At 59.3% G+C, this 23,147-nt stretch carries 17 protein-coding genes; 8 read left to right on the plus strand and 9 right to left on the minus strand.

Annotated elements, in window-relative coordinates:
* Positions 1 to 194 precede the first annotated feature (194 nt).
* The 4 genes from NR193_RS25130 (at position 195) to NR193_RS25145 (ending at position 4,855) form a co-directional block, all read left to right on the plus strand.
* Positions 195 to 1,001 (plus strand): DUF2189 domain-containing protein, encoded by an 807-nt coding sequence (locus NR193_RS25130; RefSeq protein WP_375162735.1) that lies wholly within the window; start codon positions 195 to 197, stop codon positions 999 to 1,001.
* Positions 1,002 to 1,015: 14 nt separating this feature from the next.
* Positions 1,016 to 3,304, plus strand: a complete 2,289-nt coding sequence (locus NR193_RS25135; protein ID WP_375162736.1) for a heavy metal translocating P-type ATPase — start codon at positions 1,016 to 1,018, stop codon at positions 3,302 to 3,304.
* Positions 3,301 to 3,450 carry a cbb3-type cytochrome oxidase assembly protein CcoS gene (gene ccoS, locus NR193_RS25140; protein ID WP_256753445.1) on the plus strand — a complete coding sequence of 50 codons (150 nt, stop codon included), beginning with the start codon at positions 3,301 to 3,303 and terminating at the stop codon, positions 3,448 to 3,450. Before NR193_RS25135 ends, ccoS begins: the two co-directional genes overlap by 4 nt.
* A 1,159-nt stretch (positions 3,451 to 4,609) precedes the next feature.
* Positions 4,610 to 4,855: a DUF982 domain-containing protein gene (locus NR193_RS25145; protein ID WP_256753446.1), complete on the plus strand. Its 246-nt coding sequence runs from the start codon at positions 4,610 to 4,612 to the stop codon at positions 4,853 to 4,855.
* Between the two features lie 803 nt (positions 4,856 to 5,658).
* On the opposite strand, the gene NR193_RS25150 is transcribed toward NR193_RS25145, so the two are convergent.
* A complete protein-coding gene (locus NR193_RS25150) occupies positions 5,659 to 6,132 on the minus strand; it encodes a hypothetical protein (RefSeq protein WP_256753447.1) in 474 nt (157 codons plus the stop codon).
* Between the two features lie 178 nt (positions 6,133 to 6,310).
* Here NR193_RS25150 and NR193_RS25155 point away from each other — a divergent pair, with 178 nt between their 5' ends.
* Complete coding sequence (locus tag NR193_RS25155; RefSeq protein WP_256753448.1) at positions 6,311 to 6,898, plus strand: NUDIX hydrolase; 588 nt, start codon at positions 6,311 to 6,313, stop codon at positions 6,896 to 6,898.
* A gap of 23 nt (positions 6,899 to 6,921) precedes the next feature.
* On the plus strand, positions 6,922 to 8,361 hold the full coding sequence (locus NR193_RS25160) for a homospermidine synthase (RefSeq protein WP_256753449.1): 1,440 nt from the start codon (positions 6,922 to 6,924) through the stop codon (positions 8,359 to 8,361).
* A gap of 510 nt (positions 8,362 to 8,871) precedes the next feature.
* Here the strand turns inward: NR193_RS25160 and NR193_RS25165 are convergent.
* Both NR193_RS25165 and NR193_RS25170 read right to left on the minus strand, forming a co-directional pair.
* On the minus strand, positions 8,872 to 10,605 hold the full coding sequence (locus tag NR193_RS25165) for a molybdopterin-dependent oxidoreductase (RefSeq protein ID WP_256753450.1): 1,734 nt from the start codon (positions 10,603 to 10,605) through the stop codon (positions 8,872 to 8,874).
* A 42-nt stretch (positions 10,606 to 10,647) separates the two neighbouring features.
* On the minus strand, positions 10,648 to 10,863 hold the full coding sequence (locus tag NR193_RS25170; protein ID WP_256753451.1) for a DUF2945 domain-containing protein: 216 nt from the start codon (positions 10,861 to 10,863) through the stop codon (positions 10,648 to 10,650).
* Positions 10,864 to 11,061: 198 nt separating this feature from the next.
* On the opposite strand from NR193_RS25170, the gene NR193_RS25175 reads away from it, so the two are divergent.
* The gene (locus NR193_RS25175) at positions 11,062 to 11,631 is read left to right on the plus strand and encodes a DUF488 domain-containing protein (RefSeq protein ID WP_256753452.1); all 570 of its coding nucleotides are present in this window, start codon (positions 11,062 to 11,064) and stop codon (positions 11,629 to 11,631) included.
* 30 nt (positions 11,632 to 11,661) lie between these two features.
* On the opposite strand, the gene pgm is transcribed toward NR193_RS25175, so the two are convergent.
* The 5 genes from pgm to NR193_RS25200 form a co-directional block, all read right to left on the minus strand.
* On the minus strand, positions 11,662 to 13,320 hold the full coding sequence (gene pgm, locus NR193_RS25180; RefSeq protein WP_256753453.1) for a phosphoglucomutase (alpha-D-glucose-1,6-bisphosphate-dependent): 1,659 nt from the start codon (positions 13,318 to 13,320) through the stop codon (positions 11,662 to 11,664).
* Positions 13,321 to 13,330: 10 nt separating this feature from the next.
* Complete coding sequence (gene tkt, locus NR193_RS25185) at positions 13,331 to 15,442, minus strand: transketolase (RefSeq protein WP_256753454.1); 2,112 nt, start codon at positions 15,440 to 15,442, stop codon at positions 13,331 to 13,333.
* Between the two features lie 110 nt (positions 15,443 to 15,552).
* Positions 15,553 to 17,208 (minus strand): glucose-6-phosphate isomerase, encoded by a 1,656-nt coding sequence (pgi, locus tag NR193_RS25190; protein ID WP_256753455.1) that lies wholly within the window; start codon positions 17,206 to 17,208, stop codon positions 15,553 to 15,555.
* Positions 17,205 to 18,308 (minus strand): transaldolase, encoded by a 1,104-nt coding sequence (tal, locus tag NR193_RS25195; RefSeq protein ID WP_256753456.1) that lies wholly within the window; start codon positions 18,306 to 18,308, stop codon positions 17,205 to 17,207. The genes pgi and tal overlap by 4 nt, the downstream gene beginning before the upstream one ends.
* A 63-nt stretch (positions 18,309 to 18,371) precedes the next feature.
* Positions 18,372 to 18,617 carry a DUF982 domain-containing protein gene (locus NR193_RS25200; RefSeq protein ID WP_256753457.1) on the minus strand — a complete coding sequence of 82 codons (246 nt, stop codon included), beginning with the start codon at positions 18,615 to 18,617 and terminating at the stop codon, positions 18,372 to 18,374.
* An 837-nt stretch (positions 18,618 to 19,454) separates the two neighbouring features.
* Between NR193_RS25200 and NR193_RS25205 the strand changes: the two genes are divergently transcribed.
* Entirely contained in the window at positions 19,455 to 20,057 is a 603-nt protein-coding gene (locus tag NR193_RS25205; RefSeq protein WP_256753458.1) for a carbonic anhydrase, read from the plus strand.
* Between the two features lie 156 nt (positions 20,058 to 20,213).
* On the opposite strand, the gene NR193_RS25210 is transcribed toward NR193_RS25205, so the two are convergent.
* Complete coding sequence (locus NR193_RS25210; protein ID WP_256753459.1) at positions 20,214 to 22,814, minus strand: membrane-bound PQQ-dependent dehydrogenase, glucose/quinate/shikimate family; 2,601 nt, start codon at positions 22,812 to 22,814, stop codon at positions 20,214 to 20,216.
* Positions 22,815 to 23,147 lie beyond the last annotated feature (333 nt).

The raw sequence follows: 23,147 nt of genomic DNA on the forward strand, positions 1-23,147 counted from the left end.
CCCCTTGTCTGGCTGCTTGTTCCGGCCGCAATGCTGCTTTTCGCCGGGGCGAACGCGCATCTGCTGTATGTTGCATTCACCTCACAACCGGAATGCGTTTCGCATCTGATGGCTCCCGACCCCTCGAGCGGCAGATTCAGAGCCGCGAATTCCGACTGTTGAAAGACACCTGGGCCGCTCGCGAGGAAAGAATGATGACCGATGTCGACAAACGCTACGGCCTGCTAAACGAAGTCTCGGGTATCGAGGAAACCCGAAATCCACAGCGCCAGCGACATTTGCCGATGGGCGCCGCCTTCGGGTGGCTCACGGCAGGCTGGCGCGATCTCATGGTGAGGCCTGGTCCCAGCCTCGTCTATGGGTTCGCCGTCTTTGTCGTTTCGGTCGTCTTTATCTGGACGATGTTCGTCCTCGAGTGGGATTACATCCTGTTTCCCGCTCTTGCCGGATTCATGATTGTGGCTCCTGTTCTCGCGGTCGGGCTTTATGAAAAAAGCAAGGCCATCGAAAACGGGAAGCAGCCGACGTTGGGCGCGATGCTGCGGGTCAAGCCGCGGGCTGGCGCGCATATGTTTTTCACCGGTCTCCTGCTTTGCCTGCTGATGTTGTTGTGGATGCGGGCGGCGGTGCTCATCTATGCCTTGTTTTTCGGCATCCGGCCATTTCCCGGCCTTGATCACATCATCGGCGTACTTCTGACGAGCCCTATGGGATGGGCCATGATCATCATCGGAACCTTGATCGGCGGGCTGTTCGCCGCCTTCGGTTTTGCGATCAGCGTCTTCTCCGTTCCGATGCTGCTGGATCAGCGGACAGACGCGTTGACGGCCATGGCAACCAGCATGGCGATGGTCTGGAATAACCTTATCCCCATGATCACGTGGGGAGCGATTGTGCTCGCCCTGTTTGCGGTAAGCGTCGGCACCGGTCTCATCGCCCTGATCGTGGTCTTCCCGTTGTTGGGTCATGCCACCTGGCATGCCTATAAAGCCATTCGCTGAATCGGCCAGGTCGCATGTCCTGCTGTTCACCAGCCGACGCCCGGCTCGAACTTGAGACACTCCATTCCATAGTGCCCGAGGAAATCCTGCTGGGCAGCCGGGACCTCGGCGACGGCACGCGTCAAACCGACCTTTCGGTTCCAACCATGCACTGCGGAGCCTGCATGGCGGCGGTGGAAAAATCGCTCTCTTCGTTGGATGGGGTCATCAGTGCGCGCGTCAACCTCTCCATGAAACGTGCCGCCGTCCGCTGGCGTGCGGTCGAAGATACAGTCCCGGATCTGATTGGGTCGCTTGAGAGAATTGGTTACCGGGCGCACCTGTTTACTCTCGGAGCCGACGCGAAGGATACCGAACTGCCTCGGCTTGTCAGGGCGCTGGCGGTTGCCGGCTTCTGCAGCATGAACATCATGATGTTGTCAGTGTCCGTGTGGTTTGGTGCTGACGGCCAAACGCGGCAAGCATTCCATATGGTTTCGGCCGCCCTGGCCCTTCCGGCAATATTGTATTCCGGCCGCATTTTCTACCTGTCGGCGTGGGCGGCGTTGCGACATCGTCGCACCAACATGGACGTTCCGGTTTCGATCGGCGTGGCATTGGCATTTGGTCTGAGTCTATACGACACCGCCCACAATGCGCCGCACGCCTACTTCGACGCGGCGACGACCCTGCTTTTTTTTCTTCTGATCGGGCGCACGCTGGAACATATGATGCGTGAAAAGGCGCGTTCGGCGGTTTCTGGCCTGGCTAGGCTTTCGCCGCTCGGCGCAACACTCATCGATGCGGACGGCACTCGAAGATACGTTCCAACGATGGCCGTCGAGCGCGGCTCGCTCTTGTTCATCGCTCCGGGCGACAGGATTCCGGTTGACGGCATCGTAGAGACGGGAAATTCTGACCTAGACCACTCGCTGGTTTCAGGAGAAAGCGCGCCCGTCTCTGCGGCGCCCGGCACGGTAGTGCAGGCCGGGCTCTTGAACCTCAACGGCCCGCTCACCGTAAGAGCAACCGCACGTGCCGAAGACTCGTTTCTGGCACAGATGTTGAGGATGATGGAAGCCGCCGAGGGAGGACGCGCGCGTTATCGCCGCATTGCCGACCGTGCGTCGGCATTGTATTCACCAATAGTCCACACGATCGCTTTGGTGTCTCTTCTTGGCTGGCTTTACGCGACAGGCGATTGGCACCTGTCGATATCTATCGCGATCTCCGTCCTCATTATAACCTGCCCTTGTGCCCTCGGCCTTGCCGTTCCTATCGTTCAGGTTGTAGCCACGGCGCGCCTCTTCGAGCGGGGCATCATGGTCAAAGATGGCTCCGCGCTAGAACGTCTCGCCGAGGCGGATGCGGTCCTTTTCGACAAAACGGGAACGCTGACCCTGGGAAACCTGTGCCTGACCAATGTCGACGTAATCCCTCCCTCGGCCCTTGGCATTGGCGCTGCAATCGCGGCGGGATCGCGCCATCCCGCGGCCAGGGCGATCGTCGTGGAGGCCGCCGGTCGATCAATGCCCACATTCTCCTTCGACAACCTCGAGGAGGTTCCCGGTCTCGGACTGGAGGGCTCTGCGAAGGGCAGTCGCTATCGTCTGGGCCGCGCCGGTTGGGCACTTGGAAGGGGATCGGAAGACGAAAACTGCTCGCCCATGGGCACGGCTGCTGTCCTGGCGAGGGACGGTCAACGGCTAGCGACGTTCCTGTTTGAAGACCAGATACGCCCTGATGCGGCACGGACTGTCCGAAATTTGATGCGCGCCGGGATTGCTAGCGAGATCCTGTCAGGCGACCGTATTGCTGTCGTCAACGCTATTGCAATGCAACTCGGCATCGGCCGAGTTTCGGCCGAGCTCCTGCCGTTGGACAAAGTGGCGCGAGTCGCCGAGCTGGCTCGCTGCGGCAAAAGGATCCTGATGGTCGGCGACGGACTGAATGACGCTCCCGCACTTGTCGCCGCCCATGTCTCGATGGCGCCGGCTACCGCTGCAGATGTCGGCCGCAACGCTGCCGATTTCGTCTTCCTCAAGGAGAGCCTCTCAGCGGTGAACGATGCACTGATCGTCTCGCGCCGAACCGGCTCGCTGATCCGCCAAAATTTTGCGCTCGCCATAGCCTACAACGCCATTGCGGTGCCGGTAGCTATTGCCGGCTCCGTCACCCCGTTCTTTGCTGCGTTGGCTATGTCGTTTTCCTCAATCTTGGTGATAGCCAACGCGACAAGATTGAGAATCTCGGACGCTCCCGCAGCAGGAACTAGACTTCCATCCTTCGTTCGGTCATCGGTCCAGCTTGGCAGCCGTCCATGAATTACCTGGCCGTCCTCATTCCAGTTGCGATCCTGCTAGGCCTCGTCGGGCTTGGAGCATTCATGTGGTCTTTGCGGTCCGGCCAGTATGACGATCTGAGCGGCGCAGCAGAGCGGATACTCCTGGATGACGAAGACCGTCCTTAGCACCGGTTCGACCAGACGCTCGTCCGGGCTGGCCGATCCAACGGACATGCCAGGATGTGCCTGTCTGATCTGAAAGTAGCGCGGGGGACTCCAGGTCGCCTGTGCCGCCGTCAGCATACTCTTCCCAGATGGCGCGCGATGGCAAAAGCCTTGCGAGACTTCATGGCGATTGCATAAGGCTGCTTCGTCTTGCCCGACGCGTCGAGAACTGTTTGTCCGGTAGAGGCTCTCGACTTATTCATCAATCACTTCAAGTTTAACGCCGCCTTGGCGTCCGCAAATCAGCTTACTCCGGGCCAGACATCTTCTTCGGGAATGCCGACAAGCCTTGCGTTTGGCCCACTTCGCCTCGACACCGATACCGGGATTCCATTCCACGACATCGAACCGACGCGCTCGTCCAGCGGGCGGTCGCGCTGCTTGCGGAACAGGCAGGCGCGCCTGTTGCGAAGGAAGCTCTGATCAAGGCGGCGTGGCCCAGACATTTCTGCGAAAGAGGCTGCCTATCCGGGCGCTTGTTTTGTGTGGATAAGGCATGCATGGCCTATTAGTCCTGCGCGGCACGCCGCGCACTCTCGCCAAACGAAGGCCGTGCATGTTTTGTTCAAGCAGTCCCTCGCCAGTATGATGACCGCAGAGCGACCCCTCAGGCAACCTTCTCTTGTTTGGAGGGATATGGACAGACATATGGTGTTGGTCGCACCGTCGATGCAGCCCAACGCCCTGCTTCTGAAGCCAATAGTTTGCGACTTAAGGCCTCACCGCGAGGGTAGGAATGCACATGCCAAGCGTCGTGACAGCGGCGTTACCAAGATTTCAAAGCCAATTCCTCGAGATCGCCCCCCACGCCGGGGTGGACGACGGTCGAGCGCGTGCTGAACGGCAGGGTCGGCTCACGGCCTCGTGGCGGGTCCACTGGTCCTGCGACGCAGATCAAATGGGCCAAAGCACGAAAAGTGCCAGCATGACAATGAAGAGCGCAGAGACGATTGCGACGATCCGCCAGCGGAGCCTTCTACCTTGTCCGGATAGGTTCATTCCCGGTGCCTGGCTCACTCGCCAGGCTTGATAAATTCATATCGTCACACGATATACATATAGGGATGGCGTTTTCGATGTCTAAGAACAACCAAAGGCATCATCATTTTGAGAGACGGCCATGTACGATGGATGGTTTTCAAAGCCCGTTGCAATCGCGACTGGCGTGAGCGGTGACATCCGGACCCTTATGAGCGCTCAGCAAGCGACACAACTCCTGACTGCCAACTGGCGCGATACCGGCAGCGAGAAACATCTTGCCGCCTTGCGAGCCTGCCGCCAGGCGGTGCAAGGCGGCATTCCGGCCGATGTCGCGAGGACGGCTTTTGTGGAAGCGGCTCGGGCGGCACATATGTTGATCGAATAGCACCAACGTGCAATTCGCTGTCGCCAACCGGTAGCGGCCCGGCGGCTGGTGCTCCAGCATCCGACCGGGACAGGTCCTTCGGCAGCTTCGCTTGTTCAACCAAAGCGGTCTTGTTCGGCGCCATCCTGTTTTCTACGGCAGGTGCCCCGTTACCGGTTGTGGAAGCGCGTCCAGAAGCACGCCCAGCCGGCTGCGAAGGGTATGAAGCGCGACCGGCGACGCAATGGGTCAAAACGGGCTGATCAGACGGGTGAAGCTGCGTGCGTTGGCCGCTGGCTCCGCCGGGAGTGTTCTGCATGGGCAGCATAATCTCCAGCCGATGGTAGCGCCCCATGACCTGCGGCTCTAGCCACCAGGGCAGGAAGCCTGAAATGGGATATAGCGCTAGCACCGAGCCTTGGCTTGCACCAGGATTCATTTTTTGGCCATTTTCAAGCTCGCTAAAATTTAGCCTGCGTCCGTCTGGAAGCAGGCTGCCTCATGTCGAACTGAAGAGCAGAGAACGGCGTCGCTCTGTTCGATAGGTTCGACAGAAGAGTGCCCATATAAGGCGATTCTCGAAGAGCGCCTTATATGGTTGATCTAAGCGTGGCTATTTCTTGCCAGTACGCCGCCCGTCTTTGAGAGATTGCTGGGATATGGCAGATAGTTCCTCTGGTTTTTCTTTAATCTGCTTTGGTTTGCGTATTTCTCGATTACCATTTTTCTTCGACATTGGATTTGGATTCCTGCCTTGAAGCCAACGCCACATCAACCTCATCCCGCCCGGTCTCGCGCGGGAACAAGCCGTGTGACATTCGCAATCAGATTCCGCCTGAACGTGTTGCGGTCAGCGAAACCAGTTGAGTTGTTGATATCAAAAGTGAAAAGCTCCCTGGCCCACTTGTCGCTTCGGCGACAAGTGGGCCAGGGCTAATGGCCTTCGAGAAGGCCCAGCCGAAAAGTCGGCAAATAGGGGAGCGAACTTTGCATGTCGCTATCCTTGGCGATAACGCCGTCGAAGTCAAATGCGGGAATGCCGTTTGCAAAGAACACTTTTGTCGCAGGGCAGTTTCCACCCTTGTTTTGATCGGCACAATGTCTAGATTGGAAGGCATGTGCATGAATACATTCATCTTGATTTCGAGGCTTTCCGGGGAAGCATATGCTTTTTCCCGGGGTGGCTTGATGATGAACTGACAGCCGCACAGTACTCCGCTCCGGGAACACTCACCAAAATTATCGCGGTGCAGCTTTAATTGCGCGTTGCTATGCAGCGTGCGCTCGGAGTCCATCATGTTCACCCTGTTCCTGGCCGCCACGTGCCAGACCTGTCACCGCACCCTGCCCAGGGCCGCACCCCGCTGTCCGTGGTGCGCCGGCCAGGGCATCCGTCAACATGGCAGCCATGCGCGTTCTCAGAAGGATTTTCGACGGCGTCGATGCGTCGCTCTCGAAAAGACCCGGTTGTAGACCGTGTCGCCGATTGAAAAAGCTGCCATCCATGGAAAACCGGAGTCGTTCCGGGGGTCAGGCATTCGCCGTCAGTACGGTGCCATCGCATGGCGCCGGTCCAGGAGTCGTGAGCTCAAGATTCTCCTGATCACCTCGCGAGAGAGGGGGCGGTGGATCGTACCCAAAGGCTGGCCCATCGAAGGCGGGACCCCGGCAAAGGTCGCCGCACTGGAGGCATTCGAAGAAGGAGGAGTATTCGGAGATGTTCGTTCGGAACCGATCGGGGCCTACGACTACCTGAAAATCCTTCGCGACGGCTCGACAGCCTTATGCCGTGTTGTTCTGTTCGGCATCGAAGTCCGCGGCACCCTCGCCAACTGGCCCGAGCAGTCTCAACGCAAGCGGAGTTGGTTCACGGTTTCCGAGGCGGGACGGACCGTTTCGGACTACCAACTCGCGCAGGTTCTAAAGTCGTTGGAGGCGAACTGCACTGTTTGCGTCGGCGATTGCAAATGCGGACGTCTCCCTTGGCCGACGCGACCGGCGAAAAAGAAGACGGTATCCGTAAATCAAAATCTTGAACCCTTTCCAGTCACGTCTCTTACGTGACGCCAACCATGATGGACAAACATATGAAAACCGAAACCTGGCCAGTGCACGCACAAATTTCCGGTCCCATCGTAATGATTGGCTTCGGCTCCATCGGCAAAGGAATGCTGCCGTTGATCGAGCGCCATCTTGAGTTTGACCGCGCACGCCTTGTGGTGATCGATCCCGACGACACCCACCGCCGCCTCCTCGATGAGAGGGGGATCAGGTTTGTCCATGCAGCGGTCACACCAGATGGCTACCGCGAGCTTCTGACGCCTCTACTGACAGCCGGTGGTGGCCAAGGGTTCTGCGTCAACGTTTCGGTCGACATATCATCGCGCGCCATCATGGAGCTCTGCAGGGAGATCGGTGCGCTCTATATCGATACGGTCACGGAACCTTGGGCGGGCTTCTACTTTGACAGCAACGTCGGGCCTGAGGCTCGCACCAACTACGCGCTGCGCGAAGTCATCCTCGAAGCACAACGCCGGAACCCGGGTGGCACGACTGCCGTGTCGTGCTGCGGGGCCAATCCCGGAATGGTCTCGTGGCTTGTGAAGCAAGCACTGCTTACCCTCGCAAGCGACATCGGAATGGAATTTGAAGAGCCGAAATCGCGACAGCAATGGGCGGTCTTGATGCATCGCGTCGGGGTGAAGGGCATGCATATTGCCGAGCGGGACACGCAACGCGCCCTTTCGCCAAAGCCTGTCGGCGTGTTTGTCAACACCTGGTCCGTCGAAGGCTTCGTGTCCGAGGGACTGCAACCCGCCGAACTTGGGTGGGGTACCCATGAAAGATGGATGCCAACCAACGGCCGAACGCATGACAAAGGCTCTAAGGCGGCGATCTATTTGCTTCAGCCGGGCGCCAACACGCGCGTCCGCTCTTGGACGCCTACAGCACAGGCGCAGCATGCCTTCCTTGTGACTCACAACGAGTCCATCACGATTGCCGACTACTTTACCGTTCACGATCATGACGGAAAGGTCGCCTATCGGCCGACCTGCCACTACGCCTATCATCCTTGCGACGACGCGGTGCTGTCGTTGCACGAAATGTTCGGCAAGGCTGGCAAGGCTCAGGATAAGTTCCACATCCTTGGCGAGAGCGAGATCGTCGACGGCATAGATGAACTTGGCGTGCTTCTCTACGGGCATTCAAGAAACGCATTTTGGTACGGTTCGCAGCTGTCGATTGAAGAGACACGCCAGCTGGTGCCCCATCACAATGCTACTGGGCTTCAGGTCACGTCGGCTGTGCTCGCAGGCATGGTCTGGGCGCTTGAAAACCCCGAGGCTGGCATCGTGGAAGTTGAAGATCTGGACTTCCGGCGCTGCCTGGAGATCCAGAAGCCCTATCTTGGCTCTCTCGTGGGTGTCTATACGGACTGGACGCCTCTGGATGGCCGGCCTGGGCTCTTCCCGGATGAGATCGACACATCCGATCCCTGGCAGTTCCGGAATGTGCTGGTTTCATGACAGGCGCCGGGCAGGGCAGCGGCGCACGGGGTTTCTGCTCCGGCAAAGCTGCCGAAGCAATTGGTGTGGACGACGATTCCGTGCGGACGGTCTCGTCCAATTCGAGACGCCAGACATGGCAGTAAGGAAATTGACCCGATGGATCTCACCACACGGCTTATAGTCGCGATCGGGCTTGGCGCGCTTCTTATCGGGGCGTTCATTCTCATATAGCCGAATGTGACGTTTCAAACGCCTTGCACGCGTTGACGCTGCCTTTCGTGCGGCAATTCTAGGGGAGACTGGGTGGCAGCGCCGACTTCTCGCCCTGCCGTCGCTTGTCCGTTGGTCGGATCACCCTGTGCCTACTCTCAGATGGTGACGCTCCAGCCCGCCGTCCACACCTACCCATTTCGTACGTCTTGAGACCCTGCAGAGCCATGACATTGCCCGCCGGCAAATTCTTCAGTTTGAGATAGCGATGTGGCATCGGTCCGCGTCGGCTCGGTCACCGACGTGCGCGGGCGAACGTCAGATTGGCATGCGATAGCCATAGAACTCATGGTCCTCGTTGTAACCGCCCTGGCCTGCACCAAGGTCGGCGAAATCGCGCACGAACTCGATCGCTGCGATCCATTTGACCATCTTGAAACCGAGTTCGTTTTCGCATCGCAGCCGCAAAGGTGCGCCATGCAGGATACTGACTGGCGCGCCGTTCATCTCGTAGGCGAGGATTGTCAGGTGATGCTGCATGTTTTCGATCTTGTGGACGTCGTAGTAGCGGCCGCCATCGGCTCCATCGGCTAAAGAGTAGAACACTGCGTAGCGAGCGTCGGGCGTCGGCTTCACCAGATTCAGTATATCTCGCATCGGGACGCCGCCCCATTCGGCGACGCCGGTCCAACCCTGGATGCAGAAATGCGTTGTGATTTGCTTTTGTTTGGGCATTGCCTTGAGATCGGCCAGGGAGAAGTCGCGGGGTGCCTCGACGAGGCCGCCGACGTGCAGTCTGTAGCCGGCGAACTTCTCGGCCACGAGATCGTCAAATTCCTTGGAATTCGGCATCGTGCCGTTCGGCCAAAAATAGGGCGAGATATCCTGCTTCGTCAGTTGCGAGCGCGGATCCCAGCCTTCTGCCAGCCCCATCAGCCAGCCGATCATGAAGGCGCCGGTGCGCTGCACCAATCGGGCGTGGCGGATGGTGAAAGGTGAGACGACTAGCCATGCTGCGACGAGGATTGCCATCGCGACGAGAAAAAGGGGGAACCCTGTCCATGAGGCGTCGTCGATGCCGGCGAACATATGATTGGTATTCTGCCGGATGCCCGTGACGAAGACCATCGCGCCATGCGCCAGGATAAAGCCGACGAACCAGGCGAACGAGATGAAATGAACCGATCGCATGGCCTGCCGGTTGAACAACCGTCCGAAAGAGCCCAGTGCATTAGAGATTGCCGGGCCTTGCATGAGGCCGGTGAAGATCGAGACGGGTGCCGCGATGAAGACTGTGATGAAATAGCTGAGCTGCTGGAGGCCGTTATAGCGGGTCCAGCCCTCGTCGACCGGAAAGTTCAGCGAGGCATATTGGATTGCCGTCGAGAGCGCGGCCGGGAAAACTTCCCACGTCACGGGCACCAGCCTGCGCCACTGATCGGTCGAAAAGAGCAGAATGTAGAAGGCGGCTCCGTTTATAAGCCACAAGAGGTTGATCGAGAAATGCCACCAGCGCGATAGGCCGAGCGTGTGCCGGAGGCCCGGAATTCCAAGCCATGTCGGCAGCGTGACGGAATCATCCTTAGCGGTCCAGATACGGTCCTTAGGCACCGGCACCTGGAAACGAAACCAATCGGTTCCCGGCGTGCAGTCTCGCCCCCAATACAGTCGTGGATGGTCGGCCAGGATTTGCAGGCCGGACCGCATGATGAAGAGCATGAAGAACATGTTCAGGAAGTGCTGTAGCTGCAGCCACCAAGGGAAACCGGAGTCGACCATTGGCGCCGATAGAGCGATGCCGGGATGGTTCTGGATGAAGGCCTTGACCTCGGGAAGCTCGCGTAAGCTCTGTGCCACCGCAATCATGCAGAGCAGCGCGGCAGCGCTGATCGGCAGCGTCCATAGCGTATTGATCCAGTGAGTCCCAATGCGGATGCGCGGGAAAATCCCCTTTTGCGGCGACATCCAATGACTGAAACGGATGCGATCGTCGGCGTCACTGAGCTTGGCGCGGAGCGGTTCGGGCGAAGGAGGCTGCGTGTTGATGGGCATCGGACAACCGCTTTCTTTGATCGATCGCATCTGGCGAAAGCGTCAGTCGCGAAGTCGGGCGAGCGCCGAACCCTTGTGGAAGGCGATGTGCTCGGTCTTGCTGCTCTTGATCTCGTATTGCGGCGCTTCCGCACTCGCATGGTGTGTGTAGCCATGGACCTGGAAATCGCGTGTGTGCACGCGGACGATCGTGCCGCTGACGCGCCCGGCTTCCGAGTTCCAGCTCACGTGATCGCCGACTTTGAATCTATTCGCCATGAGGCTCGGCCAAGGGTAACAAGGATTCTCGCGGAACCATGACGCCGTTTCGCACCTGGATGGCGCGATCGAACAGCGATGATCCATCACTCAACCGTCGCGCTCTAATTCGGTTCCAGTGAATCGCTTCCCGCTGCAGGGCCTTTTTGATCTGGGAGATAAACCGGCTACGATCCGCGCCGAGGTGGCTAGTGCGCCGTGGGCCGCCAGATTGGAACCGAAACGAACAGCTTCTTCACCATAGGCCATTCCACGCGCACGATCGTCGAGTTCGGCGAACTGCTTCAGGAGTCTCGTGTCGATTTCGTTGCCGATGTGCGCTCGATGCCGCGTTCGCGCACCAATCCGCAGTTCAACGGCGAAAGCCTTCCGGGAGCATTGGCGCCGTGGCGGATCGGTTATGAGCATATCGCGGCGCTTGGCGGCTTGCGGGGCAAGGCGCGTGGGTCGGAACCTTCCCCCAATAGCTATTGGCGCGTAAGTGGTTTTCGCAACTACGCCGACTATGCGCTGACCGAGCCGTTCGCCAAAGGCTTGGCGCAACTGCGAGAGCTTGGCGGCCAGCATCGCTGCGCAATCATGTGCGCGGAAGCCGTCTGGTGGCGCTGCCACCGCCGCATCATTGCCGACTACCTGCTCGGAGAAGGCGAACGCGTCATGCACATCCTTGGGGCCGGTCATGTCGAGGAGGCCAGCCTGACGCTGGGCGCTGTCGTGCGCGAGGATGGAACGATCATCTATCCTGGGGAGCATCTCCTCGGGAAGTAGGCATCGATCATCGCCTGCTGTAAGGCCGGTTCAGTTTTTGATTGCCCCGAGCGCATGGTCGACGATCGTCTGCCCCTCGGCCAGGATGGCGCGCAGATGGTCCTGTCCGCGAAAACTCTCAGCGTAGATTTTGTAGATATCCTCGGTACCTGACGGGCGCGCGGCGAACCAGCCGTTTTCCGTGGCCACCTTGACGCCGCCGATTTCGGCATTGTTGCCCGGTGCCCGGCTGAGCACCGACCGGATCGGTTCGCCAGCCAAGATCTTCGACGTGATCTCATGCGTTGAAAGCTTCGACAGTTTCTCTTTTTGTGCTGGGGTTGCCGTTGCCTGCAGCCGGTCGGCGACCGGTTCGCCCAATGCCTTCGTCAGGTCGCGATAGACCTCGCCGGGATCGCGACCCATCCTTGCCATGATCTCGCCCGACAGCAACGCCGGAACGATGCCATCCTTGTCGGTCGTCCAGACGGCGCCGTTGCGGCGCATGAACGTCGCACCAGCACTTTCCTCACCGCAAAACCCCAGGGAGCCGTCCTGAAGGCCCTCGGCGAACCATTTGAAACCGACCGGCACTTCATACAGTCTGCGCTTCAAGCTGGCGCTGACGCGATCGATCATCTGGCTGCTCACCACCGTTTTTCCAACGGCGGCGTCCTTGCGCCATTCAGGGCGATGCTGGAACAGGTAATCAATCGCCACCGACAAGTAATGATTGGCCGGCAGCAGCCCGGCACTGCGCGTGACGATGCCGTGCCGGTCGTGATCGGTGTCGCATGCGAAAGCGATGTCGAATTGATCCTTCAGGCTGATAAGGCCTTGCATGGCGTAGGATGAAGACGGGTCCATACGAATCTGGCCATCCCAATCGACCGTCATGAAACGAAAGGTAGGATCGACCTGCCGATTGACGATGGTCAAGTCGAGCTTGTAGCGGTCGGCAATGGCGGGCCAGTAGTGGACTCCCGCGCCGCCGAGGGGGTCGACGCCCATGCGAACATACGCTCCGCGAATGGCGTCCATGTCGATCACGTTGCCGAGATCGTTCACGTAAGAGTTCAGGAAATCATGGGTATGTGTTGTCGGCGCATGAAGGGCTTTCTCGAACGGCATCCGCCGCACGCCTTTCAGGCCGTTGCCAAGTAGCTCATTGGCCTGTCTTTCGATCCAGCCGGTGACATCGGTATCCGCCGGCCCGCCATTGGGCGGGTTGTACTTGAAGCCTCCGTCGCCGGGTGGGTTGTGCGACGGCGTGATGACGATGCCATCGGCGAGTCCAGTCTTGCGCCCGTTGTTGTAGTTGAGGATTGCGTGCGAGACGGCCGGGGTCGGCGTATACTCGCCACCGGCCGCCATCATCACCTCCGCTCCGTTCGCGGCCAGCACCTCGAGGGCGCTCGCAAAGGCTGGCTCCGACAGGGCATGGGTATCGATGCCGACGAATATGGGACCGTCGATACCCTGTCGCTCGCGGTACAGGCAAATGGCCTGGGTGATTGCTAGGACATGTGCTTCGTTAAAGGTTCTCTCGAATGCCGACCCGCGATGCCCGGATGTGCCGAACGCTACCCGCTGCAAGGGGTTGGCAGGGTCCGGTGCCTGGCTGTAATAGGCCGTGACGAGCCTGGCGACATTGACCAGCATGTCAGGCGGGGTCGGCTTTCCCGCCAATGGACTAATCTTCATGGTCATGCTGGTTGCCTCATTCGGTTCGGGCGCTCCCAACTCGTTTGGTTGACTGGCGGCCCGCAATTTGCGCCTTGGCGGCCGCAACGACGTGTGCCGGTTCGAAACCGAAGTGTTCTGCGACGACTTTCGATGGAGCGGACAGGCCGAAACTATGCAGAGCGAGGATGGCGCCGTCGAAGCCGGTATAGCGCTCCCATCCGAAACCGGATGCTTCCTCCACTGCCACGCGGGCCGTTGTCGTTGGCGGCAGGACGGTATCGCGATACTCCCTTGGCTGGCTTTCGAACAATTCCCATGATGGCATGCTGACGACACGTGCCTTGATGTCCTCGGCTTTCAGCTGTTCATAGGCCGCCACACAGAGCGCGACTTCGCTGCCGGTTGCCAGCAGCAGGACGTCGGGTTTGCCGTCGGGCGTATCGGCCAGTACATAGGCGCCCCGTGCCACGCCGCCTGCGTTTGCATAGGTCGAGCGATCGAGCGTCGGCACCGCCTGTCGAGTCAGCACGAGGCAGATAGGCCTGTCCTTGAGATGAATGATGACCTTCCATGCCTCCACGACTTCGTTCGCGTCTGCGGGGCGCAGCACGATCATGCCGGGCATGGCGCGGAATGAGGCAAGCTGCTCGATGGGCTGGTGGGTTGGCCCGTCCTCGCCGAGACTGATGGAATCATGGGTCCAGATGGAGATGAGCGGGAGTTCCATCATCGAACTCAACCTCAGCGCCGCGCGGCAATAGTCGGTGAAGATCAGGAAGCTGGAAACGAACGGCCGCAGCTTCGAGAGGCTCATGCCGTTGCCGATGGCGCACATGGCATGTTCGCGCAGGCCGAAGTGGAAATTTCGGCCGCGGTAGCTGACGGCCTGTTCAGCCTCAGGAGCCTGAAAGTCGCCGGCAAAGTCAAATTCGAGGTTCGTCTTGGTTGACGGCGACAAGTCTGCCGCGCCACCCAGCAGCCATGGCACATGTTCCGCAATGGCGTTCATCACCTTGCCGGACGAGTCGCGCGTCGCGAGGCCCTTCGCATCGGCTCCAAAACTGGGCAGCGCGGCGTCCCACCCAGAGGGAACTTCGCGTTGCTGCATCTGATCGATTTGTTCGGCCAGGTCCGGATATTGAGCCCTGTAGACGGCAAACAATTTCCGCCAGGCGGCATGAGCGGCGTCCCCACGCTTGCCCATATGTGCGCGGAGATGCGCCACGACCCCTTCCGGAACCTTGAAATCGGCGTCCGGATCCCAGCCGTAGAATTCCTTAGTCAGCCGAACTTCTTCGGCGCCCAGTGGCTCTCCGTGGGCTTTGTTTGTGTCATGCTTATGCGGCGCGCCATAACCGATATGGCTTTGAACGATGATCAGCGTGGGGCGGTCATGCGTATCGATGAACGTCTGATAAGCCTTGTCCAGCAACATCAGATCGTTTGCATCACTTACCCGCTCGACATGCCATCCGTACGCGAGGAAGCGGGTTGCCACGTCTTCGGTGAATGTAAGGCCAGTCGGCCCCTCGATGGTGATGTGATTGTCGTCATAAATCCAGCAGAGGTTCGACAATCTGAGGTGTCCAGCCAGCGATGCCGCCTCGTTGCTGAGCCCTTCCATCATGTCGCCGTCACTGCACAGCGCATAGACGTTGTGCGAGAACAGATCATAATCGGGTCGATTGTAGGTAGCCGCCAGCCACCGTTCTGCAATTGCCATGCCGACGCTCGTTGCCGCACCTTGTCCGAGTGGCCCCGTGGTGGTTTCCACGCCCGAGGTCCAGCCATATTCGGGATGTCCCGTACAATGGCTGCCTGCCTGGCGAAAACTCTTGAGATCGTCCAGCGTCACGGCAAGCCGGTCGCCCGATGGATAGCTCGCGCCCTTTGCCTTCACGCCGCACAGGTAAAGCAGGCTGTAGAGCAGGGCGCAGGCATGGCCGGCCGACAGCACGAAGCGGTCGCGGTTCGGCCAATCGGGGTCGGCAGGGTCGTAGCGAAGGAAGCGCTGCCACAGGCAATAGGCCATCGGCGCGGCGTCCAGCGGCGTTCCGGGGTGGCCGGATTTTGCTTTCTGAACCGCATCGATTGAAAGCATTCGCAGCGTGTTGATGCTGAGCTGGTCGAGTGGCACCTGTTTCATGGGGCTCCTTTGATCGGATGTAGGCAACCCGATCGTCCAAGTGCTGGCTGGGTTGCGAGGCAGTATGTTGGTCAGGTCGGCGCCATAGGCGCGGCCGGGCTCACTGCCCTTTACCTCTTTCGTTTCCTGAACCGGCGATAGCGCTCGATCAAAGCGTTGGTCGAGCTGTCATGTTGGAGGTGCGGAGTTTCGGAGGCTTCCAGCTCCGGGATCGTTTTCTCGGCCAGTGCCTTGCCCAACTCGACACCCCATTGGTCAAAAGAGTCGATGCTCCAGATGACGCCTTGCGTGAAAACGCTGTGCTCGTAGAGCGCCACCAGGCTGCCAAGGGTCTTCGGGGTCAGGCGCTCGGCAAGCAAGGTGTTGGTGGGGCGGTTACCTTCGAAGGTGCGATGCGGAACCAGCCAATCCGGGGTCCCTTCAGCCCTGACTTCCTCCGGCGTTTTGCCGAAAGCCAGCGCCTCGGTCTGCGCGAACAGATTTGCCATCAGCAGGTCGTGATGACGTCCCAGCGGATTCAATGCCTGACAAAACCCGAGGAAATCGCACGGAACCAGCTTGGTGCCTTGATGAATGAGTTGGTAGAATGAATGCTGCCCATTGGTGCCAGGTTCGCCCCAATAGATCGGCCCTGTCTGGTAATCGACTTTCGTGCCGCCAAGCGTGACGTGCTTGCCGTTGCTTTCCATTGTCAGTTGCTGCAGATAGGCAGGAAAGCGCTTGAGATATTGCTCGTAGGGCAGAACCGCGACCGTCTGCGCCTCGAAAAAATTGTTGTACCAAACTGCGAGCAGGCCCATCAGCGCCGGCAGGTTCTCACCGAACGGCGCGGTGCGGAAGTGGTGATCCATGTCGTGGAAGCCCGACAGCATCGCCTGGAAATTTTCCGCCCCGATGGCGAGCATGGTGGACAGGCCAATCGCTGAATCCATGGAATAGCGGCCGCCGTCCCAATCCCACATGCCAAACATCTGATTTGTGTCGATGCCGAATTCCGCGACCCCTTCGGTATTGGTCGAGACGGCGACGAAATGCCGGGCCACCGCCTGTTCGTCGCCCAGCTTTCGCAAGACCCATTCCCGTGCGGTGTGGGCGTTGGTCAGCGTTTCCAACGTCCTGAACGTCTTCGAGCAGATGATGAACAGCGTTTCTTCAGGGTTCAGATCCCGCGTCGCCTCCACGAAGTCGGAACCGTCGACGTTCGAGATGAAGCGGAAAATCATGTCGCGCCGGCTGTAGTGGCGCAGCGCTTCATAGGCCATGACCGGCCCGAGGTCCGAGCCGCCGATACCGATATTTATGACGTTGCATATCGGCAGGCCTGAATGGCCGCGCCAAGCACCGCTGTGAATCTTGTCCGTGAAGTCGGCCATCTTGCCAAGCACCTCTTGGACTTCCGGCACGACGTCGATACCGTCGACTAAAATTTGCTCGCCAATAGGCGCGCGCAGGGCCGTGTGAAGTACCGCGCGGCGCTCCGTCACATTGATCTTCTGACCGCTGAACATCGCTTCGAGGCGCTCACGCAACCCGCAGGCCTCGGCAAGTTGAATGAGAAGCTGGACCGTCTCGGCCGTGATGCGGTTTTTCGAATAGTCGAGATAAATTCCGCATGCGTCGATGGCGAAACGCTTGCCACGCTGGGGATCGTCGGCGAAGAGCCGCCTCAGATGCAAAGGACGCACTTCCTGGCAATGCGTCAGCAACGCTTGCCATGCTGGAAGTTCCGCGAGCGGCAATGTCGTGGTCGCAAGAGACTCTCTCATGATCCTGGCGCCGAACCGCGAGAACGATGCAACTGCTCGCTCTTCGACGCGATCACCGCCATCAGGTCGTTCCATGATTTGGTGAAGGACTGGGCGCCTTCGAGCTGGAGCTGCGCGGCAAGCGCCTGAATGTCGACGCCGGCTTTTGCAAACTCGCCAAGCACTTTTTCGCTCTGGCCGCCATCCTCCCGCATGACACCGCGCACCACTCCCTCTTTCGAAAATGCATGGAGCGTCTTCTCCGGAATGGTGTTGATGGTGTCCGGTGCGGCGAGCGCTTCGATGTAATAGGATTGCGGAAGCTGCGGATCCTTGGTCCCGGTGCTCGCCCATAGCAGACGCTGGGAAAGTGCGCCGGCATCGGCCAGCTTACGCCATCCGGCAGAGCCAAGGCGCTCACGGTAGGCTTTATAGACTTGCCCGGATATGGCGATGCCGAGGCGGTTCCGCAGCGCGGGGCTAACCTTGTCCATCACCGCTTTGTCCCAACGGCTGACGAAGATCGAGGCGACAGAGGCGATCTTCGGGTCGAGCCCGGCGTTGATCCGGCGCTGAATGCCTCGGCAATACGCTTCGGCCGCCGCTATGTATTGCTCGCACGAAAACAGCAGGGTGACATTCACCGGCACGCCGGCGAAGATCGATTCTTCGATGGCCTCAACGCCTGCGGACGTGCCCGGAATCTTGATGAACAGGTTGGAACAATGCGCTTGCGTGTGCAGCCGCCTGGCGGCCTCGACAGTGGCGCCAGCATCATTAGCCAGCAAAGGCGACACTTCCAGGGAAACCCATCCATCGATGCCGCCCGTCGCTTCATGGACCGGACTGAACAGTGCTGCGGCCTCCGTCAGGTCTTCGAGCGCCATTTCGAAGAATAGCTGCTCACCCGCTTTTCCTTCTCTGGCTTTTCGATGAAGGGCCTCGTCGTAAGCAGTGCTGTTTCTAATCGCCTCATCGAAAATCGTAGGGTTCGACGTCAATCCCGTCACCGAAAAGTCGGCGCAATAGCGCTGAAGGGTGCCGCTGCTCAGCAGATCGCGTGTGATGTTGTCCAACCAGAGGCTTTGGCCGAGTCCATGCAATCGGGATGTTGCGTTCATGGCGACCTCGCTAGTGGGCGGGAAAGTGCTTCACCCTGGCCAGTCTGATGTGCGGCGCGCAATTCACTCGACCAATATGCGCGCTTCCCGCGCTGCGTCGATGAACGCGTCTCTCGCGACGTCAGCCGAAACACTGCCGTTCAAGGCCTGCTGGCATGCCCGTTTCGCAGATCGATGCTTATCGCTACCTCCGTCACGCCAATGGTCGTTAAGCAGGTCAAAAGCTTGTCGAGCGTTGGTCAGGTTTCGGATGTCGCCGCTTATGCCGGTGGCAACAGATATTGGCTTGGAAAACCACGCATCATACATGGGGCGGCACGCCTCGCACTGGCTGAACTCTCACAACGCGCCTCGTCGGGTGAAGTTTCATCGACAGGCATCACCCTTGCGTGAACCCCGGCTGTGTGAATAGGAGCGGCGCGTTTGAGAGCGGCCGCGCCGGAAAAGGGAGCAAGTAGGCGCTGTCTGGAAGAGCGGAGCGAATACACTCATTTTCTTTCGATTCTGATCGGGAAGGGGGCATCTGCGGAAGACAACGCTGTTTGTTAGTCGATAGACGCGCCGAGCAATGTCGAGAGCCAGATCGTTGTCGAGGGTGAATTCACGCAAATGACGGTCTGTTGCCTTCCAGATGCAAAGGGCGCACGCTGGCTGCCGCACTTACCGTCGCGACCCGAACGCCCGTAGGCGCAGTTGGCAGCGCAGCACGGAACCTCGGGCTTAGTCGCAGTGCATGCAGTCGCGGATTGCGAACCGAGCGCATAGGAAAGAGCCACCCATGTCCCAAGCACCGAACCAAGAAAACGCCACCAAAGGTCTATACGCGGTCCCGCCTCCTCGGAATCATTCAAAGACAATCAAGTTCACGAGTAAGGCGGCTAAGGGGAGCCTGCTGAGGTAATCACTTCGGTGGAAATTTTCTGCGACAATGGCCGATGGTATTGCCAGGTTTGTCGAGGAGGTGAGAAGACCCGACCGATGGGTCCGTATACAAAACACCAAGCCGAACAGATCCAGGATGCGCGCTGGAAGTTGATCGCGAAAATGGGGTCCGCTAGGCTGATCTTCGAGGCGAGACGGAAAGGTTAGGGCCCCAACCTTTCACACGTCGCTGCAAGCAAGCGCAAAGCCTAGCCGGACTTAATGATGATTGAAGACCTTTTTATCCGCAACAAAATGTGGTCAGACGAACGTAAAGCCGAAAGGGTTGATTATTTTCAACGTCTTTCGAACTTGCAAAGTCCCGAATATCTGTGGATCGGCTGCTCTGATAGCCGAGTACCAGCCAATGTGATTGCCGGGTTGGAACCCGGCGAGGTTTTTGTGCATCGCAACGTCGCTAATCTCATCCATCCAACCGATCTGAATATGCTCTCCGTCGTCGAATATGCTGTGAATCAACTCGGCGTACGGCACATCATCGTTTGCGGGCACTATGGCTGCGGTGGCATCCGTGCCGCTGTAAGCGGCAAACGTCTGGGCCTTATCGATCATTGGCTGCAGCCAATCAAAGATGTTGCCGAGTCCGAATTCGAATGCCGAGAGTGTGGTACTTGGAACGACACGAATCTTGACCGGCTCAGCGAACGCTCAGTCGCTTCCCAAGTGAAACGTCTTGCGCGCACGCCGATCCTGCATGCGGCATGGAGGTCAAATAAGAACGTATCGATCCATGGTTGGATATATGGATTGAAGGACGGTTTGCTCTATGACCTGAACTGTACCATAACCAGCAACCAGGATATCTGAATTCGCTAAGCTAGGGCACTGACCCTTTCCTGGCGCGATCCTAGCGGGCAGACAGCGCGAAATTTCAAAATCAGCGGCAACCTGAAACCTGGTTCGCTTCTCCCCAGATATTCGTCCTGACGCTCTCCTTGTTACCAAAGGGACTGATCCTCGTTGTCAAAGCGCGTTTGGCAGCGCGTAAGCGATGATGGAATCGCCGGCCTCTGTTCCCGTCGACCCGTGGCCGCCGGCAACCACGACGATGTACTGCCGGCCATCCGCGCCCTTGTAGGTGGAGGGCGTCGCCTGTCCGCCCGCTGGCAACCGGTCGCGCCAAATTTCGGCGCCGGTCTTAAGGTCATAACCGCGGATGTAATAGTCGAGAGTGCCGCTGAGAAAGGCTACGCCGCCCTTGGTGATGATCGGCCCGCCAATTCCGGGCACTCCCATTTTGAATGGCAGTGGGATCGGCGACAGGTCGCGCACGGTGCCATTGACGTGCTTGTAGACGACTTTGCCGGTGGTCAGGTCGACGCCGGCGACGTAGCCCCAAGGTGGCGACTGGCATGGCAGGCCAAGCGGAGACAGAAAGGCGCCCATTTTCGCCGCGTAAGGAGCCCCAAAATTCTCGTTGAAAACATCCTCCCCATCCTTGCTGACGACGCGGGCGAACTGATCAGGGCGCGGTACGAGCTTGGATGTGAAAGCGAGATAGACCGGCATGGCGAACATCACTTGACGGTCCGGGTCTACGGCCACCGCGCCCCAGTTGAACGTGCCGAAATTCCCGGGATAGATAATCGAGCCCTTTTCCGTAGGCGGCGTGTAGCGGCCCTTGTAGTCGAGGCTGCGGAATTCAATGCGGCAAGCGAGCTGATCAAGCGGCGTTGCGCCCCACATATCCTTTTCGGTAAGCGGCTCAGGCTTGAACGAAATCGCCGAGACTGGTTGGGTCGGTGCGGTGGCATCTCCTTTGACAGCACCGCTCGGGGCGGGTTCCTCGGTGACCGGAAGCACAGGCTCGCCAGTCTTACGGTTGAGAACATAGACTTCGCCTTGCTTAGTCGGCGCCACGAGCGCCGGCACGACCTTGCCACCAATGGTGAGATCGACAAGGCTCGGCTGCGCCGGCACGTCCATGTCCCATAGATCGTGGTGCACAGCCTGGAAGACCCAGGCGACCTTGCCCGTGTTCACGTCCAGCGCGAGGATCGAGGAGGAGAACTTCTCGACTTCTGCACTGCGGTTGACGCCATACTGATCAGGCGATTGGTTACCCATCGGAAGGTAGATCAGCCCGAGCTTTTGGTCGTAACTCGAAACGCTCCAAGAATTCGGCGCGTTTTCCGAATAGGTCTGGCCGTTGGCAATTGGTGCGGTTGCATTGGGCTTCTTGGAATCGAAGTTCCAGACAAGCGCCCCAGTGTTGACGTCGAAGGCCCGGATGACGCCAGATGGCGACGTGGTCGACGCGTTGTCGTTGACGGCGCCGCCGACAATCACCATGTGGTCGGTAACGACGGGCGGAGAGGTTGAATAGACCGAGCCGGGCGTGATGTTGGGCATGTTGGCCCACAGATTTATGGTGCCATCGTCGCCGCCGAAACCGGGGCAGATTTTACCGGTCTCAGCGCTGATCGAGATCAGCCGACCATCGGACGTCGGCGTAATGAGCCGTTTGACGCAGGATGGTTCGATCGAGGCTGTGGTCGTGGGATCCTTGCGGTCAACTTCGGGATTGGGGTCGCCGCGCTTAGCCTGGCCGGTCACCACGTTTTGTGGCACGCCTGCCGCTTGTGTGGTCACTTCGGCCACACTTGCCGCGAGGCGCTGTTCTTCGGTCGATGCCGCCTGTGGTGCGCCGGTTGCGGGGGCGGCCGCCGACGCGGCCGGCTGCTCTGCACCGCCGGCGGGTGGGCTCGTGACTGGCGAACCGTCGAAATAGGCGACACCACGGCAGGTGAGGTGTTGGGTTGTTTGCTTTACCGTCTGCTTGAGGTGCGGATCGAAGCGCCACTTCTCCTTGCCGGACACCGCATCAAGCGCAATCACCAAATTGTGCGGAGTGCAGACGTACACGGTGTTGTCGATCATCAGCGGCGTCACCTCATAGGTCGCCTCGCCCGGATCGGCAGGACCGCGTATGTCGCCGGTGTGGTAAGTCCAGGCAACTTTCAGATTACTGACGTTCTTCGGCGTGATCTGGCTGAGCGGCGAATAGCGGTCCCCGGCGGCGGTTCGGCCGTAGGCCTGCCATTCTCCATCTGGAACGACGCTTTTGATCTCCCGTGTGGCGGACATGCGCTCGTCGGCGAAGGTGCCGGCGAGATCGTGCGGCATCTGGAACATCGCGTAGACACCGGCAAGCACCGCGACTACGAGGGAGCCGGCCAGAAGCCCGCTGGGGCCGTTGTATCGGGCTGAGCCCATGTCAATTCTGTGAAGTGACTGCACCATCGGCGGCAGCAGCAGGAGGACGCCGAGCATGATGAGCAGGCTGCCGCGCGCGGAAAGCGCCCACCAGTCGAAGCCAACTTCCCATATCGACCAGCCGAGCGTCACCAGCAGCGTTATGCCGTATAGCGCCAGCCCGGCGGGGTTGCGCCTAAAAGTTAGCGCTGCTGAAATCACAAGGGCAGCGCCGAGCACAATGTAGAACCACGATCCGCCGAGCAGTGCGAGCCAGCCGCCGCCCGCTAGCAGCGCGGCCCCGATAACAAAGATTACGAGTGAGAGGATTATCCGATACATGAAGTTCACCGCACCTGCTGGCCGCATGCATGGTTCCTCGGGCTACGATTAAGGGAGCGTCCCCAAACGACCGCCTTTATGTACAAGGAGCACGCGGGTTTCTTCTAACTCCATCGCAACTGACACCCACCTGGTAACGTTCCCGACACAGACAACAACAATTCGTGATGTGAGAGGATCGGCCGTTTCGGTTCCCGCCGACATGAGCGCGGGCAGTGGTTTGCCCGTTCGCGTCAACGGTTCAGGGGCAGTAAGGCGATCCAGTGGTCCGAGAACAAGCAGGGGTATCGAACACTATCGAGACGATAAGCCTGTCCTTCGGCGCCACTTCGGACTCGTCGACGAAGCGCTCGATATGCT

Source organism: Mesorhizobium sp. Mes31, from assembly GCF_024519675.1.
GTDB lineage: Bacteria > Pseudomonadota > Alphaproteobacteria > Rhizobiales > Rhizobiaceae > Mesorhizobium.

What these genes read in the sequence shown, in the direction of transcription:
- pgi (WP_256753455.1), bottom strand. Translation starts at nt 17,208, where the DNA reads ATGAGAGAGTCTCTTGCGACCACGACATTGCCGCTCGCGGAACTTCCA.
- ccoS (WP_256753445.1), top strand. Translation starts at nt 3,301, where the DNA reads ATGAATTACCTGGCCGTCCTCATTCCAGTTGCGATCCTGCTAGGCCTC.
- NR193_RS25135 (WP_375162736.1), top strand. Translation starts at nt 1,016, where the DNA reads ATGTCCTGCTGTTCACCAGCCGACGCCCGGCTCGAACTTGAGACACTC.
- NR193_RS25205 (WP_256753458.1), top strand. Translation starts at nt 19,455, where the DNA reads ATGATTGAAGACCTTTTTATCCGCAACAAAATGTGGTCAGACGAACGT.
- NR193_RS25160 (WP_256753449.1), top strand. Translation starts at nt 6,922, where the DNA reads ATGAAAACCGAAACCTGGCCAGTGCACGCACAAATTTCCGGTCCCATC.
- tal (WP_256753456.1), bottom strand. Translation starts at nt 18,308, where the DNA reads ATGAACGCAACATCCCGATTGCATGGACTCGGCCAAAGCCTCTGGTTG.
- pgm (WP_256753453.1), bottom strand. Translation starts at nt 13,320, where the DNA reads ATGACCATGAAGATTAGTCCATTGGCGGGAAAGCCGACCCCGCCTGAC.
- NR193_RS25170 (WP_256753451.1), bottom strand. Translation starts at nt 10,863, where the DNA reads ATGGCGAATAGATTCAAAGTCGGCGATCACGTGAGCTGGAACTCGGAA.
- NR193_RS25145 (WP_256753446.1), top strand. Translation starts at nt 4,610, where the DNA reads ATGTACGATGGATGGTTTTCAAAGCCCGTTGCAATCGCGACTGGCGTG.
- NR193_RS25165 (WP_256753450.1), bottom strand. Translation starts at nt 10,605, where the DNA reads ATGCCCATCAACACGCAGCCTCCTTCGCCCGAACCGCTCCGCGCCAAG.
- tkt (WP_256753454.1), bottom strand. Translation starts at nt 15,442, where the DNA reads ATGAAACAGGTGCCACTCGACCAGCTCAGCATCAACACGCTGCGAATG.
- NR193_RS25150 (WP_256753447.1), bottom strand. Translation starts at nt 6,132, where the DNA reads ATGATGGACTCCGAGCGCACGCTGCATAGCAACGCGCAATTAAAGCTG.
- NR193_RS25200 (WP_256753457.1), bottom strand. Translation starts at nt 18,617, where the DNA reads ATGTATGATGCGTGGTTTTCCAAGCCAATATCTGTTGCCACCGGCATA.
- NR193_RS25130 (WP_375162735.1), top strand. Translation starts at nt 195, where the DNA reads ATGACCGATGTCGACAAACGCTACGGCCTGCTAAACGAAGTCTCGGGT.
- NR193_RS25210 (WP_256753459.1), bottom strand. Translation starts at nt 22,814, where the DNA reads ATGCGGCCAGCAGGTGCGGTGAACTTCATGTATCGGATAATCCTCTCA.